This window comes from Streptomyces sp. NPDC014870, from assembly GCF_043081505.1.
Lineage (GTDB): Bacteria > Actinomycetota > Actinomycetes > Streptomycetales > Streptomycetaceae > Streptomyces.
In genome coordinates, this window is the sequence record NZ_JBIBWQ010000009.1 from 125962 (window position 1) to 139432 (window position 13471).

Below are 13471 nucleotides of genomic sequence, written 5' to 3' on the forward strand. Positions count from 1 at the left end.
ATGAGTACGGGCAGGAGTACGGGCACGGGCACGGGCGCCGGGGCCGGTACGGGCGCCGGGGCCGGTGCAGGCACGGGTGCCGGGGCGGTGGCGGCTGCCGTCGTCAGGCTCTCCGGGGTCACCAAGGAGTACGCGGGCGGCGTCCGGGCGCTCGACGGCGTGGATCTCACCGTCCACGCCGGCGAACTGCTCGGCATCGTCGGCCCTTCCGGGTCCGGCAAGTCCACGCTGCTGCACATCGTCGGCACCCTGGACCGGCCCAGCGCCGGGACCGTGGAGATCGCCGGCCACGACGTGGCCGCGCTGACGGACCGCCGGCTGTCCGCCCTGCGCGCGCGCCACATCGGCTTCGTGTTCCAGGCCTTCCACCTGGTGCCCGGGGTCGGAGCCCTGGAGAACGTCGCCGAGGGGCTGCTGTACTCGGGGCTCCCCCGGGCGCGGCGGCGCGCGATGGCCGCGGAGGCGCTCGCCCGCGTCGGGCTCGCCGACCGGACGAAACACCGCCCGCACGAGCTGTCGGGCGGCCAGAAGCAGCGCGTGGCCATCGCCCGCGCGGTGGTCGGCGAACCCGACCTGCTGCTGGCCGACGAGCCGACGGGCGCGCTCGACTCGGCGTCGGGGCAGGCGGTGATGGAGCTGCTGCACGAACTCAACGGGCAGGGCTCGACGATCGCCGTCATCACCCACGACACGGAGATCGCCGGCCGGCTGCCACGCCAGGTCCGGATCCGCGACGGACGGGTCGTCGCCGACACGGCACACGGAAAGGTCGCGGCGTGAGGGCGCGGCGGGGCCTGAAGGCCGCGCGGCTCGGGCCGCGGGACGTGCTGCACGTCGGTTCCGCCGGGCTGCGCAGCCGGCCCGTGCGGGTGGTGCTCTCGGCGCTCGGCATCGCCATCGGGATCGCCACCATGATCGCGGTGGTGGGTATCTCGGCCTCCAGCCAGGCCCAGTTGATGCGGCAGCTCGACGCGCTCGGGACGAACATGCTGGTGGCCAAGCCGGGCGAGGGGATGTTCAGCGGGCAGGAGGTCAAACTGCCCAAGGACGCGGTCGGGATGGTCGGCCGCATCGAGGGCGTCGAGGAGGTCGGCGCCACCGCCGACCTCGACCGCACGGTACGGCGCTCCGAGAAGATCCCCGAGGGCGAGACGGGCGGGATCGCCGTCAAGGCCGCCACGGAACGGCTGCTCGCCGCCCTGCGCGGCGGCATCGCGTCCGGCACCTGGCTGAACGCCGCCAACGGCCGTTATCCGTCCGTGGTGTTGGGCCATGTCGCGGCCGAACGACTCGGCATCACCGAGCCCGGCCGGCAGGTCTGGATCGACGACCGGTACTTCACGGTCGTCGGCATCCTCGACCCGCTGCCGCTCGCGCCCGAGATCGAGCGCGCCGCGCTGGTCGGCTGGGAGGGCGCGCAGAAGCTGCTGGGCTTCGACGGGCACCCGACGGCGGTGTACGAGCGGTCCACCGACGCGTCCGTACGGGACGTGCAGCGGCTGCTCGCCCCGACGATCGACCCGGAGAACCCGCAGAACGTGTCGGTCGGCGACCCGTCGGCGGCGCTCCAGGCGAAGGCGGCGACCGAGGGGGCCTTCTCCACGCTGCTGCTCGGCCTCGGCGGGATCGCGCTGCTCGTGGGCGGGGTGGGCGTGGCGAACACCATGATCATCTCGGTTCTTGAGCGCCGCCACGAGATCGGCCTGCGCCGCTCGTTGGGCGCGACCAGGGGCCAGATCAGGATCCAGTTCGTCACGGAGTCCCTGATGCTGTCGGGCCTCGGCGGCGTGGCGGGCGTGGCGCTCGGCGGCGCGGCGACGGGCGTGTACGCGTACACGGGCGGCCTGCCGTGGGTGGTGCCGCCGTGGGCGGTGGGCGGCGGGTTCGGCGCGACGCTGGTGATCGGCACGGTGGCGGGCCTCTACCCGGCGGTACGGGCGTCCAGGCTCTCCCCGACGCTGGCGCTGCACGCCGCCTAGGGAGGCAAGGGCGGCGGCCCTCAGCGGGAAGGGGCGCCGCCCCCCTTGCCCCCCGCCAGCGCCGCCGCGAGGTCGAGCGAGGCCGCGACCCGTACGGCCACGGCCTCCGCGAAGATCGCGTCCGGGCGCTCGAAGGGGGTACGGGACGCGGAGCGCAGGAACGTCACGGCGCCCACCGTCCTGCCCCGGCTGCGCAGGGGCAGGCACAGGGCGTGGCGGGCGTCGCACGGCCAGAGCCGCTCGGTCGCCCAGTCCTCGGCGGCCTGGGACCCGGCGGCCGCGGTCGCGGACGCCCGCACCGGTCCCGTACGGGAGAGGGCCTGGAAGACCGGGTGGCCCGACGGGTAGCGCAGCGGGATGCCCCCGCCCGCGACCGGCACCACCGGCCCCGGCTCGCCCGCCGGGGTCGTCGCCATCCGCACGAGCCGCCGCTCCCCGGCCGCGACGTCGACCAGGGCGTGGTCGGCGAAGCCCGCGAGGGCGAAGTCGAGGAGGACCGTCGCCGCCTCCCTCGGGTCCTCGCACTCGGCGGCGACCACGCCCGCGCGGTGCAGCTGGCTGTACCGGAACCGCAGCCGGTCCGCCTCCTGCTCGGCGAGCCTTTCCTCGGTGACGTCCTGGAACAGCCAGCCCACGCCCAGCGGCACCGGCTCCTCCGCGAGCGGCGACGCGAGGCGTACGAACCCGCTGCGCCAGCACCGGCGGCGCGTGCCGTCGGCCGTCCGCAGGGTCACCCACACCTCGGCGGGCGCCTTCGGCGCGCCCTCCGCGAGCACGTGCTCCAGGGCCGACTCCAGCTCCTCCAGGCCCTGCTCGACGACCTCCCCGAGCGGCCGGCCGAGCAGACTCGTCCGCCCCGCGCGCATCGCCCGGGCCGCGTACCCGTTGACGACGGCCGGGCGCAGGTCCACGTCGACGAGGACGACGCCCCAGGACGCCTCCTCGAAGAGCGCCTCGCTCAGCGCGATCGAGCGCTCCAGGTCGATCTGCGTGTGCACCTCGCTGAACGCGCAGTACACCCCGGCGGGCTTGCCGTCCGCGCCGCGCACCCCGGCCGACTGCGTCCGCACGAGGACCCGCCCGCCGTCCTTGCGCACCAGCGCGATCTCGTGGACAAGACGGCCCGGCGCGTCCATCGCGGCCATCAGCCGCCCGAGCGCCTCGGCCGCGTCGGCGGGCCGCGCCGCCCACCCGTCGAACCCGCGCCGCCCGACGGCCTCTCCGGCCGACCAGCCGAGGATCCGCTCGGCCTCCTTGTTCCAGTGCGTGACGGTCCCCAGCGCGTCGAAGGCACAGAGCGCCGCGTCCATCCCGTCGAGGAGCGCGGCGAGCAGATCCTCCCCCGGCACGGACGTGGTCCCACCCCTGGCTGCACTCATCCCGGCACCCCCTGCAGGACGGTGTACGCGCGTGCACCCGCACGCCTCCGATCATTCAACTGGAACGTGACGCAGAACACACCCGGTTCCATGAAAACGTTGCGTCCCGGAAACGAACGGGCGGGGCGAGATAAATCGCTTGAGCCTCCGCGGCGGGGTTCCTAGTGTGGAGGCACACGCGAAAGGAGGTGATCCGAAAAAATGGTTTCTTTTCGGACTCGTGAGGTGACTGCGGGCTAAGGCCTGCCGTCGCACTCTGTGCGCACCGGCAGGTCTTCTGCCGATTTCCAAGCAGTCACCCGACCCGTGGGCCGCCGGTAAGTCCGGCCGGCTCTCGTCCGAACTCGAGCGGACGGGACCAAGGCCCACGGGTCGCCTGCGTTCTCCCCGCGCGTCAGCCCTCGCCCGGCTCCAGGGCCCGGGTGCGCAGCGCGAGCAGCGCCTCGAAGCGGAAGCGGGGGTCGTTCAGCCGGTCGCCGAAGAGGGCGTCGAGCCGGCGCAGCCGCTGGCGTGCCGTCTGGGGATGGATACCGAGGGACTGCGCCACCTCCGGCGCGGTGCGCCCCCACGACGTGGGCAGGGCGTCGAGGGTCTCGGCCAGCCGGGCCGCCCGGCCGACCGGCAGTCCCTCGAAGGCGTCGAGGACGCGGCGCCTCAGGAGACGGCCGATCGGCGCGCCGCGCAGCAGGTGGAGCCGCGCGAGGTCGTCGTCGGCGCGTACCAGGGGATCACCCGGAGCCGGCGCGCGATCGTCCAGGACGAGGCGTGCGCCCAGCAGCGAGAGCCACGCCTCCGGCAGGTCGATGGTGGGGCCCGCGACGGCGGCCCGGCCCCGGGCCGCGTCCCCGATCCGGTCGAGCAGCCCGCTGGTCTCCGGTTCGGGCACGAGCAGTACGGCGTCGTTGCCTCGAACGACGGTGAGCAGCCGGTCCTCCGCACCGGGCACCGTGAGCCGGCCCGCCGAGCGGACGACGACGCAGGCGACCGTGGCCGGCAGCGGCCAGTGGGCCCGTTCGGCGAGCGGGCCGAGCGCGGCGCGGTCGTGGCCGGCCGGCGTCTCGCCCCGGGGTTGGTCCAGGAGGCGCTCGGCGAGGACGCGGCGGGCGCGCCGCGTCTCGCCCTCGGAGCGGAGCTGGGCGGCGATGAAGCCCTTGACGGCCTCGTTGGAGAGGGCGTTGATGTGGACGAGGACCGCCTCGTGGAGCGGCACGACGAGCTGTGGGGGCAGTGCCGCCTCCTGAAGGATCTCGGCGTAGCGACGGCTGCCGACGCGCGCGCCGACCCGGAAGGCGGCCTGGATGGAGTCGGTGGTGCGACCGTTGAGGTACTCGATCCTGCCAAGGTGGCGGAAGTGGCCGCTGTGGTGGTCCTGGCGGCTGTCGGGGTTCTCGATCAGCTCGGCGAAGTGCCACAGGGCCCGGCGGATCGCCTCGGTGAGGTCGCGGCCGACGGCGGAGTCGAGGGGGCGGCGGTATGCGGGCACCTCGGAGCGGATCGCCTGGCCCATCTCCGCGACGATCGCATCGATCCGGGGGCGGATCAGTTCGGCGAGCACGGCGGGGAGTTCGTGCCAGGGCCGGCGGGAGAAGGTGTCGGCGGGTGACGCCATCGCGGGTTCTCCGTCTCGGGGGGGGGCGGTGGGGGTCTGGGCAGGGCACTCGGGCGCTGGGCGGCGGGGGCGGGCAGGGCACTCGGGCGCTGGGCGGCAGGGGCGGGCGGGGCACTCGGGCATGGTCTGCGGTGGCTGGTGGCGCGGAGGGCTGAGCGGTCGGTCGCGACGGCGCGGGTCTCGGGCGGCCGGGCCTGCCTCGTCGGGGCCGGGGGCTGGGTGGCAGACCGGCGCGCTGTGAAGCGTGGGCGCTGACGGCTGTGAGACCGAGCACCGGAAAGCTGTCACGGCCGTGACATCTTCCGGAACCGGCTCCGGCTCCCGCTGGTACGGCTCGCTCGCCCGGCGCCACTGTGGACCAGACGTTACGCGCCGGTAGCTTCCGTGTCCCGTCCTTGTGACGAAGTGTTACGGGCCTCTCCGGCGCTCCCCCACCGAGCACGACAGAGGAGATTCACCATGCGCATCTTCCGGACGGGACGCCCGCCGCGCCGCCCGCGTGTTCTGACCGCCGCCCTCACCGGTCTCGCCACCGCGGCCTGCCTCGGCCTGACCGGGGCCGGGGCCGCGCACGCGACCCCCGCGAAGGCCGCCGCGGAAACGGTGCCCGCGCAGGCGGCCACCGACCCGGTCGGGCCGCCCCAGGACGGCTTCCTCGCCGCCCTCGGATACTCGCTGCTCCACCCGGACGCCGTCCCCACCGGCGCGAACGACTGGAGCTGCCGCCCGAGCGCCGCTCATCCGCGTCCGGTCGTCCTGGTGCACGGCACCTTCGAGAACCGGTACGCCAACTGGGCGGGCCTGGCCCCGAAGCTGAAGGGCCAGGGGTACTGCGTCTTCGCCCTCAACTACGGCGGAGGCCCGGGTCCCCTGATGGGTACCGGGGACATCCCCACGTCGGCCGCGCGGCTGGCGGAGTTCGTCGACGAGGTGCGGGCCGCGACCGGGGCCGCCGAGGTCGACCTCGTGGGCCACTCCCAGGGGGGAGTGATGCCGCGGTACTACATCAAGCACCTTGACGGAGCGGGGAAGGTCGGGCGCCTGGTGGCCCTGTCCCCCACCAACCACGGCACCTCGCTGTGGGGTCTGGGCCTGCTCGCCCGCGCCTTCCCCGGCGGCGAGTCGCTCCTCGGCCTCGCCTGCACCGCGTGCGCCCAACAAGTCACCGGCTCCGACTTCCTCAGGGAGCTCAACGCCGGCGGCGAGACCCACCCCGGCGTCTCCTACACGGTGATCGCCACCTGGTACGACGAGGTCGTCACGCCGTACACCTCGTCCTTCCTCGCCCCCGGGCCCAACGTCGTCAACCAGCGGGTCCAGGACTTCTGTCCGTTGGCCTTCACCGAGCACCTCGACATCAACTACCACGACGTCTCCGGCCGGCTGGTCCTCAACGCCCTCGACCCGGCCCACGCCCAGCGCCCCGCCTGCTGAGCACGGAGGCCAGGTCCTACGCCAGCGACAGCTTGCCGGTGCGCTGGGACCTGGCCTCGCCCACGCGGAGGATCACCGCCGACACGGCGAGCAGGAACGCGCTCAGCGCGCCCAGGCCCAGGAGCGGCGGGGTCAGCTCCGTCAGGGTGCGGTGCTCCAGGAGCGCGCCGCGCACCGCGATCAGGCTGCCGGTGAGCGGGAAGACCGCTCCCACCACCTGGATCGCCACCGGCAGGGCGAAGTTCGGCAGGCGGACGCCCGACACGAACCAGAGCGGCTCGTCGAGGATCGTGTACAGGAAGGCCGAGTCCCGCGAGAAGACCAGCAGGCTGTTGAGGAACGTGCCCCACGCGACCGCCGGGACCAGCAGCGCCAGGAAGACGATCCCGTACATCCACCACGCCGACACCGACAGCGCCCCGAAGCCGGTGAGCGCGGCGACGGTGAAGCAGGTGAGCAGCCAGGCGTTCTGGAGCAGGGCCCCGGCGCCGTTGGCGACCATGAGGGTCAGGCGGCCCGCCGGGGAGAGGAAGAGGAGCTCCAGGGTGCCGGTGGAGCGCTCGAAGGAGAAGTGCCAGGCGCTCTGGACGAGTGAGAAGAAGAAGGCGTACGCGAGCGTCCCGGTGGCCAGGAACGCGAGGAGCCGCTCCGGGTCGGCCGCCACCGGCCAGTTCGCGGCGGCCGGAGAGGCCGTGGCGAGCGGGCGCAGGGTGTAGTAGGTGGTGGCCAGTTGCAGGACCGGCCAGACCAGCATCGAGAAGACGACGAGCGGCTGACCGAAGAGCCGGCGGTGCTGCTTCAGGGTCTCCGCGGCGAGGACGCGGACGGCGTGGGCCACCGCGCGGGACGGCGTGCCGGTCCGCGCATCGGCCGGATCGCCGGTCCGGGCGTTCGGCGGCGCATCGGTCCCTGCGGTGGTCGGCGTGTGGTGTCGCGTGGTCATACGAGCGCCCCCTCCCCCGCCTCCGCCAGCGCCAGGATCGCGTCCTCCAGGCTCGCCTCCGCGATCTCCAGACCGCCGATCGAGCCGCCCGCCCCGACGATCGCGGCCGCCAACGGGCCCGCCATGTCGTCCGGGTGGCGGAGCGTCAGCAGCTCGCCGCCCCCGGGCAGGGGTTCCCGGGTCGCGCCGAACCGCGTCGCCACCGCCGCCGTCGCCTCCCCCGGGTTCGTCACCGTCAGGCGGATCGTGCGGTGGCTGCCGGTCGCCGCCTTCAGCTCCGCCGGGCTGCCGGCCGCGAGGTGGCGGCCTGCCGAGATCACGTACACATGGCCGCACAGCTCCTCGACCTCGGCGAGGTAGTGCGAGGTGAGGAGGACGCCCGTGCCCTCCGCCGCCAGCCGGGCCACGACTCGGCGCAGGTCGCGGGCGATCGGGGCGTCCAGGCCGAGGGTGGGCTCGTCGAGGAGCAGGTACGCGGGCCGGTTGATCAGGCCGCGGGCGATGGCGAGGCGCTGGGTCATGCCGCGCGAGTACCGCTCGACGACGGTGTCGGCCGCGTCCGTCAGTCCGACCGTACTCAGCAACTCGTCGATGCGGGAGGACAGTTCGCGCTTGGGGACGTCGTAGAGCTGGCCGAAGTACCAGAGGTTCTCCCGGCCGGTCATCCGGGTGTAGACCATGCGCTCGCCGCCCGCGATGAGGTTGATCCGGCGGCGTACGGCCCGGGCGTCGGCGACCGTGTCGAGGCCGTCGACCGTGACCGTGCCGGAGGTCGGGCGCAGCAGGGTGGCGAGGATCTTGATGGTGGTGGTCTTGCCCGCGCCGTTGAGGCCGAGGAGGCCGGTGATCCGGCCGGGCGGGATGTCGAGGTCGAGGCCGGCGACCGCCCGCTTGACGTCCCGGGCGCCGAAGACGCCCTTGGTGCGCACGGGGAAGTCCTTGTGCAGGGAGCGGACCTGGATGCCCGTCGTACCCGTCATGTCAGTAGTTCCTCTCGATCGCGCGGGCCTCGGCCCGCGGCAGGTACATCAGGCCCAGGAGCAGGTAGGCACCGCTCAGCAGCGCGCACACCGCGAGCCGCGGCAGCAGCTCGGGCAGCGCGCCCGCCCCGGTGGTCGCCGCGTGCAGAACGTCCGTCGCCGCGGTCGTCGGCAGCAGTTCGGCGAACCACTGGACCGGTTCCGGCAGGTAGGCGCGCGGGAAGGTGAAGCCGCCGACCAGGCCGAGCACGATGAAGACGGTGTTCTGCGAGATGTGCGCCTCCCCGGCGGCGATCATCAGTCCGCCGAGCCCGACCGAGAGGGCGAAGACCGCGCCGATCAGTGCGAGGGCGCCGGCCAGCACTCCGGCCGCCGAGGCCACCGGCACGGAGATGCCGAGCAGGGCGACGACGACGCCCAGCGCGAGGAACTCCACCAGGCTGCTGAGGACCGCGAAGGCGGTGAAGCCGGCGAGGTACGGGAAGCGGCGCGCGGGGGCGACGAGGAGGGCTCCGAGGGTGCCCTGGCGCTGCTCGGTGATGAGCGCCTTCGCGGACCAGAGGATGAGCCGGACGGTGAACTGGAAGGCGGTCGCGCCGACGACGATGTAGGCGAGATAGGCGGTGGTCCCGCTGCCCTCGGTGAAGTCGGCGGCGACGGCTCCGCCGCCGATGGCGTGGTAGCCGAGGTACGCGACCCCGATGGCGAGCGCGGCCGGCAGGACCGTACCGACGGCGTACGTCCACGGATAGGCGCGACGGGTCGTCTGCCAGGTGCGCCATGCGGTCGCCCAGGCTGTGGACATGCGGGTTCCCCCCTCCCCGAGACCCCCGCACACCCTGGTACGGAGTGGGTCTCTTTTGGAAACTTACAATGAGTTTCTATCGGGAACTCACCCGGTGCCGCAAGATGGACCGGGTCCCCGTCCGAAAGATCCCAAGGAGGAGCGCATGGTCCGAGCCGTGCCCGAGCGGGATGCCGCCTGCGCGATCGCCCAGGCCGCCGCCGTCGTCGGCGACTGGTGGAGCCTGCTGCTCGTCCGGGAGACCGCGCGCGGCCGGCACCGCTTCGACGAGCTCCAGGCCGAGCTGGGCATCTCCCGCAAGGTCCTCACCGAGCGCCTCGGCCAGCTCGTCGACAGCGGCGTGCTCGACCGCGTCCCGTACCAGGAGGGGCCGGTGCGGTACGAGTACCGGCTCAGCGCCTCGGGGCGCGCCCTGCTCCCCGTCCTGGTCGCCCTCCAGGACTGGTCCGACCGCTGGCTGCTCGGCGACGGGAGCCTCACCGCCTCCGCCGACGGCCACAGCGCCGAGGCCCTGCGCGTCCACGAGCTGCCCGGCACCCGGCTGCCGCGGCTGACCCTGCCGGCGCACACCGGCACCGAACGCGATCCGGTGGACCCGGACGCCACCGCCACCGTGCTCTTCTGCTACCCCGCGACCGGGCGGCCGAGCCCGCTGCCCGAGGGCTGGAACGACATCCCCGGCACGGTCGGCTGCACCCTGGAGAACCGGCTGTTCAGAGACGCGTACGACGCGTTCACGGCCGCCGGGATCGCCGTCCACGGCGTCTCGACCCAGCGCCCCGACGAACAGCGGGCCTTCGCCGCCGCCGAGGAGATCCCGTTCCCGCTGCTCTCCGACATGGACGCCCGGCTCGCGGCGGCGCTCCGGCTGCCGACCTTCCGCGCGGGCCAGGCGCTCCGGCTCAAGCGCGCGGTGCTCGTCCTGGACCGGGAGCGGACCGTGCGGCACGTCCAGTTCCCCGTCACGGACATCGCGCACGCCGTCGAGACGGCCCTGGGCGAGGCGACGAAGCTGTCAGGGTGAGAGGCGCTCCACCCGCCACACGCCCTCGTCGCCGGAGCCGTCGTCCTCTTCCCGCACGTACCGCAGCCGGTCGTGCAGCCGGTTCTCGTGCCCCTGCCAGAACTCCACCGTGTCGGGGACGACCCGGAAGCCGCCCCACTCCGGCGGCACCGGCACCTGCTCGTCCGCCGGGTAGCGGGCGGCCAGCTCCTCGTAGCGGGCCAGCAGCTCCTCGCGGGAGGCGATCACCGAGGACTGGTGGCTCGCCCAGGCGCCCAGCTGGGAGCCGTGCGGGCGGGTGCGGAAGTACGCGACGGTCTCGTCGCGACCGGTGCGGACCGCCCGGCCCGTGACGATGACCTGGCGGGCCAGCGGGTGCCAGGGGAAGAGCAGCGAGACGTACGGATTGGCCGCCAACTCGCCGCCCTTGCGGGAGTTGTAGTTCGTGTAGAAGACGAAGCCCGCCTCGTCGTAGTGCTTCAGGAGCACCGTGCGGGAGGACGGCCGGCCGTCGGGCGTCGCGGTCGAGACGATCATGGCGTTCGGCTCGTGGATCGCCGGGCTCGTCGCGACGGCCTTGAACCAGCGCGTGAACTGTTCGATCGGTTCGGGGGCGAGGTCGGCCACAGTCAGCTCCGTGGTGCGGTACTGCTCGCGCATGTCGGCGGGATCGAGAGCGTCGGTCACAGGGTTCATCCTGCCGCAGAGGCGCAGTCTGCCCGGCATCGCGGGCCGTTAACCCTGCGTCGCCGGATCGGCGCAGTGTGCCGGATGTCACGCTTCCCCGCATCATCGGAACCGTACAGACTCTTCGGCTGGATGACTGTTGCTTCCCGACCAAAGGTCCCCCGACGGTCCCCGAAGGTCCCGACCGACAGGTCCCCGCCCACCGCTGGATGATTGATCATCGATAGAGGAGCCGCCTGATGTCCGACTTCGTACCCGGGCTCGAGGGAGTCGTCGCGTTCGAGACGGAGATCGCCGAACCCGACAAGGAGGGCGGCGCTCTTCGGTACCGCGGCGTCGACATCGAGGATCTCGTCGGTCACGTCTCGTTCGGCAACGTCTGGGGCCTGCTCGTCGACGGCGCGTTCGACCCCGGTCTGCCGCCGGCCGAGCCCTTCCCGATCCCGGTCCACTCCGGCGACATCCGCGTCGACGTGCAGTCCGCGCTCGCCATGCTCGCCCCGGTCTGGGGCCTCAAGCCGCTCCTCGACATCGACGCCGAGCAGGCCCGCGACGACCTCGCGCGCGCCGCCGTCATGGCGCTGTCGTACGTCGCCCAGTCGGCGCGCGGCCAGGGCCTGCCGATGGTGCCGCAGAGCGAGATCGACAAGGCGCAGTCGGTCGTCGAGCGGTTCATGATCCGCTGGCGCGGCGAGCCCGACCCGAAGCACGTCAAGGCCGTCGACGCGTACTGGACCTCGGCCGCCGAGCACGGCATGAACGCCTCCACGTTCACCGCCCGCGTCATCGCCTCCACCGGCGCCGACGTGGCCGCCGCGCTCTCCGGGGCCGTGGGCGCCATGTCCGGGCCGCTGCACGGCGGCGCCCCGTCCCGCGTCCTCGGCATGATCGAGGAGATCGAGCGGACCGGCGACGCCACCGCGTACGTGAAGAAGGCCCTGGACCAGGGCGAGCGGCTGATGGGCTTCGGCCACCGCGTCTACCGCGCCGAGGACCCGCGCGCCCGCGTGCTCCGCCGTACGGCGAAGGAGCTGGCCGCGCCCCGGTTCGAGGTCGCCGAGGCGCTGGAGAAGGCGGCTCTGGAGGAGCTGCACAACCGCCGTCCCGACCGCGTCCTCGCGACGAACGTCGAGTTCTGGGCGGCGATCGTGCTCGACTTCGCCGAGGTCCCGGCGCACATGTTCACGTCGATGTTCAGCTGCGCCCGTACGGCCGGCTGGTCGGCGCACATCCTGGAGCAGAAGCGCACGGGCCGCCTGGTCCGCCCGAGCGCCCGGTACACCGGCCCGGGCCAGCGCGACCCGCGCGAGATCGCGGGCTACGCCGACCTGGCGTCGTTCGCGGGCTGACGCGGCAGGTCCGGACACCAGAAGAAGCACGGAGGACCCGGGGCGGCCCGCACAGCGGCCCCGGGTCCTCCGGCGCCCCGAACGGGTCCTCCGCCGTCCCGAAGGCCTTACGCGGCCGTGAGCGGGCGCGCGTCCGTGAGCAGCAGGTCCGCGTGGTGGCGGGCCGCGGCCAGCGGGTGGGCGCGCAGCTTGCCCTTCAGCTCGTTGCGGCCGTACTCGGCGAACAGCGGGTTCGCCGGGTCGGTCGTCACGCCGGGCGCCGTCGAGGCGTACGGGAACGTCAGCGGGGCGATCCGGGCGTCGAGCCGCGGGTTGTAGAAGAACGGCACGGAGAAGCGCTCCGTCGCCGCGGGCGGCGAGACCACCCGGTGGTTGGTGGCGAGCAGATAGCCGTTCGTGGCCACTTCGAGCAGCTCCCCGAGGTTCACGACGAACGCGCCCGGCAGCGGCGGGACGTCGTGGAACAGACCGTCCTCGCGCTCCACCTGCAGGCCGCCGACGTGGTCCTGGAGGAGCAGCGTCAGGAAGCCGTAGTCCTTGTGCGCGCCGACGCCCTGGTCGGCCCCGTCGCCCGCGCTGCCGGGGTAGCGCACCAGCTTCAGGTGCGGGTGGGCCCGGTCGCCGAACACGTCGTCGTAGAAGCCGGCGGGCGCCCCGATGGAGGCGAGCAGCTCGTGCAGCAGCCGCTCGGCGACCCCGCTGAGCCGCTCGACCCAGTTCAGCGCGGCCAGGCGCAGCTCCGGGAGGGCCGCGGGCCACTGGTTGGGGCCCTGCAGCCACCAGTAGGGGGCCTCGCCCGGGCCGGGCACGCGCGCGGGGCGCTCGGCGCCGATGTCGAGCTGGTCCCGCCAGTCGCGGGAGCCGCCGGTGCGTTCGTCGCCGATGCGGGTGTAGCCGCGGAAGTGCGGCGAGTTGGTGGTGTCCAGCGCGAGCCGGTCGGCCTCCGGGAGGGCGAAGAACGCCTTCATCGCGGAGGTCAGCGCCTGGGTCTCGGCCTCGGTGACGCCGTGCCCGACGAGCTGGAAGAAGCCCACGTCGTGGGCGGCGGAGTGCAGCTGGGCGTGGAGGAGCCGCCGGGCCTGGGGGCCGCGGTCGGCGGCGGCGAGGTCGACGATCGGGAGCTGCGAGGAGTACGTGCTGTGGGTCATGGTGTGCGTCCGCGGGGTGTACGGGCCCGGGCGCGCCGCCAGGGGTGGGGCGGGGGCGCGGGTGCCTGAAGTGAGAGAGGGCTTCGAGGTCAGGCGGAGCGCCGACAGCCCATGCTCGTGACGCGGACGAAGTCCACGTGGCGGCGGCGTACGAG

Annotated in this window: 12 protein-coding genes; 5 read left to right on the forward strand and 7 right to left on the reverse strand. The window is 73.7% G+C overall.

The window, feature by feature from the left end; all coding sequences use genetic code 11:
- Both ACF09C_RS25310 and ACF09C_RS25315 read left to right on the forward strand, forming a co-directional pair.
- Positions 1 to 780 carry an ABC transporter ATP-binding protein gene (locus ACF09C_RS25310; RefSeq protein WP_392094965.1) on the forward strand — a complete coding sequence of 260 codons (780 nt, stop codon included), beginning with the start codon at positions 1 to 3 and terminating at the stop codon, positions 778 to 780.
- Positions 777 to 1979 carry an ABC transporter permease gene (locus tag ACF09C_RS25315; RefSeq protein WP_392094555.1) on the forward strand — a complete coding sequence of 401 codons (1203 nt, stop codon included), beginning with the start codon at positions 777 to 779 and terminating at the stop codon, positions 1977 to 1979. Before ACF09C_RS25310 ends, ACF09C_RS25315 begins: the two co-directional genes overlap by 4 nt.
- A gap of 20 nt (positions 1980 to 1999) precedes the next feature.
- Here the strand turns inward: ACF09C_RS25315 and ACF09C_RS25320 are convergent, their stop codons facing one another.
- Positions 2000 to 3358 carry a PAS domain-containing protein gene (locus tag ACF09C_RS25320; RefSeq protein WP_392094557.1) on the reverse strand — a complete coding sequence of 453 codons (1359 nt, stop codon included), beginning with the start codon at positions 3356 to 3358 and terminating at the stop codon, positions 2000 to 2002.
- A gap of 394 nt (positions 3359 to 3752) precedes the next feature.
- Positions 3753 to 4967, reverse strand: a complete 1215-nt coding sequence (locus ACF09C_RS25325; protein WP_392094558.1) for a helix-turn-helix domain-containing protein — start codon at positions 4965 to 4967, stop codon at positions 3753 to 3755.
- 459 nt (positions 4968 to 5426) lie between these two features.
- Here ACF09C_RS25325 and ACF09C_RS25330 point away from each other — a divergent pair, with 459 nt between their 5' ends.
- A complete protein-coding gene (locus ACF09C_RS25330) occupies positions 5427 to 6401 on the forward strand; it encodes an esterase/lipase family protein (RefSeq protein ID WP_392094559.1) in 975 nt (324 codons plus the stop codon).
- Between the two features lie 16 nt (positions 6402 to 6417).
- On the opposite strand, the gene ACF09C_RS25335 is transcribed toward ACF09C_RS25330, so the two are convergent.
- Genes ACF09C_RS25335 through ACF09C_RS25345 form a run of 3 tightly spaced genes read right to left on the reverse strand, consistent with a single transcriptional unit; the run spans position 6418 to position 9129 of the window.
- A complete protein-coding gene (locus ACF09C_RS25335) occupies positions 6418 to 7344 on the reverse strand; it encodes an ABC transporter permease (protein ID WP_392094561.1) in 927 nt (308 codons plus the stop codon).
- Positions 7341 to 8324, reverse strand: coding sequence for an ABC transporter ATP-binding protein (locus tag ACF09C_RS25340; protein WP_392094562.1), 984 nt, complete (start codon positions 8322 to 8324; stop codon positions 7341 to 7343). The genes ACF09C_RS25335 and ACF09C_RS25340 overlap by 4 nt, the downstream gene beginning before the upstream one ends.
- Position 8325: 1 nt before the next feature.
- A complete protein-coding gene (locus tag ACF09C_RS25345) occupies positions 8326 to 9129 on the reverse strand; it encodes an ABC transporter permease (protein WP_392094564.1) in 804 nt (267 codons plus the stop codon).
- Positions 9130 to 9274: 145 nt separating this feature from the next.
- Between ACF09C_RS25345 and ACF09C_RS25350 the strand changes: the two genes are divergently transcribed.
- Complete coding sequence (locus tag ACF09C_RS25350) at positions 9275 to 10153, forward strand: winged helix-turn-helix transcriptional regulator (RefSeq protein ID WP_392094566.1); 879 nt, start codon at positions 9275 to 9277, stop codon at positions 10151 to 10153.
- Here the strand turns inward: ACF09C_RS25350 and pdxH are convergent.
- A complete protein-coding gene (pdxH, locus tag ACF09C_RS25355; protein WP_392094967.1) occupies positions 10145 to 10792 on the reverse strand; it encodes a pyridoxamine 5'-phosphate oxidase in 648 nt (215 codons plus the stop codon). The two genes, ACF09C_RS25350 and pdxH, sit on opposite strands and share 9 nt — an antisense overlap.
- A gap of 266 nt (positions 10793 to 11058) precedes the next feature.
- Here pdxH and ACF09C_RS25360 point away from each other — a divergent pair, with 266 nt between their 5' ends.
- Positions 11059 to 12168, forward strand: a complete 1110-nt coding sequence (locus ACF09C_RS25360) for a citrate synthase 2 (RefSeq protein WP_384506863.1) — start codon at positions 11059 to 11061, stop codon at positions 12166 to 12168.
- A gap of 107 nt (positions 12169 to 12275) precedes the next feature.
- On the opposite strand, the gene ACF09C_RS25365 is transcribed toward ACF09C_RS25360, so the two are convergent.
- Positions 12276 to 13316 carry an isopenicillin N synthase family dioxygenase gene (locus ACF09C_RS25365; protein ID WP_392094567.1) on the reverse strand — a complete coding sequence of 347 codons (1041 nt, stop codon included), beginning with the start codon at positions 13314 to 13316 and terminating at the stop codon, positions 12276 to 12278.
- Positions 13317 to 13471: the final 155 nt, after the last annotated feature.

Bases quoted from the DNA above. Each gene is read 5' to 3' on its own strand.
- ACF09C_RS25310 (WP_392094965.1), top strand. From the start codon at position 1: ATGAGTACGGGCAGGAGTACGGGCACGGGCACGGGCGCCGGGGCCGGT.
- ACF09C_RS25320 (WP_392094557.1), bottom strand. From the start codon at position 3,358: ATGAGTGCAGCCAGGGGTGGGACCACGTCCGTGCCGGGGGAGGATCTG.
- ACF09C_RS25325 (WP_392094558.1), bottom strand. From the start codon at position 4,967: ATGGCGTCACCCGCCGACACCTTCTCCCGCCGGCCCTGGCACGAACTC.
- ACF09C_RS25330 (WP_392094559.1), top strand. From the start codon at position 5,427: ATGCGCATCTTCCGGACGGGACGCCCGCCGCGCCGCCCGCGTGTTCTG.
- ACF09C_RS25335 (WP_392094561.1), bottom strand. From the start codon at position 7,344: ATGACCACGCGACACCACACGCCGACCACCGCAGGGACCGATGCGCCG.
- ACF09C_RS25340 (WP_392094562.1), bottom strand. From the start codon at position 8,324: ATGACGGGTACGACGGGCATCCAGGTCCGCTCCCTGCACAAGGACTTC.
- ACF09C_RS25345 (WP_392094564.1), bottom strand. From the start codon at position 9,129: ATGTCCACAGCCTGGGCGACCGCATGGCGCACCTGGCAGACGACCCGT.
- ACF09C_RS25350 (WP_392094566.1), top strand. From the start codon at position 9,275: ATGGTCCGAGCCGTGCCCGAGCGGGATGCCGCCTGCGCGATCGCCCAG.
- pdxH (WP_392094967.1), bottom strand. From the start codon at position 10,792: ATGCGCGAGCAGTACCGCACCACGGAGCTGACTGTGGCCGACCTCGCC.
- ACF09C_RS25360 (WP_384506863.1), top strand. From the start codon at position 11,059: ATGTCCGACTTCGTACCCGGGCTCGAGGGAGTCGTCGCGTTCGAGACG.
- ACF09C_RS25365 (WP_392094567.1), bottom strand. From the start codon at position 13,316: ATGACCCACAGCACGTACTCCTCGCAGCTCCCGATCGTCGACCTCGCC.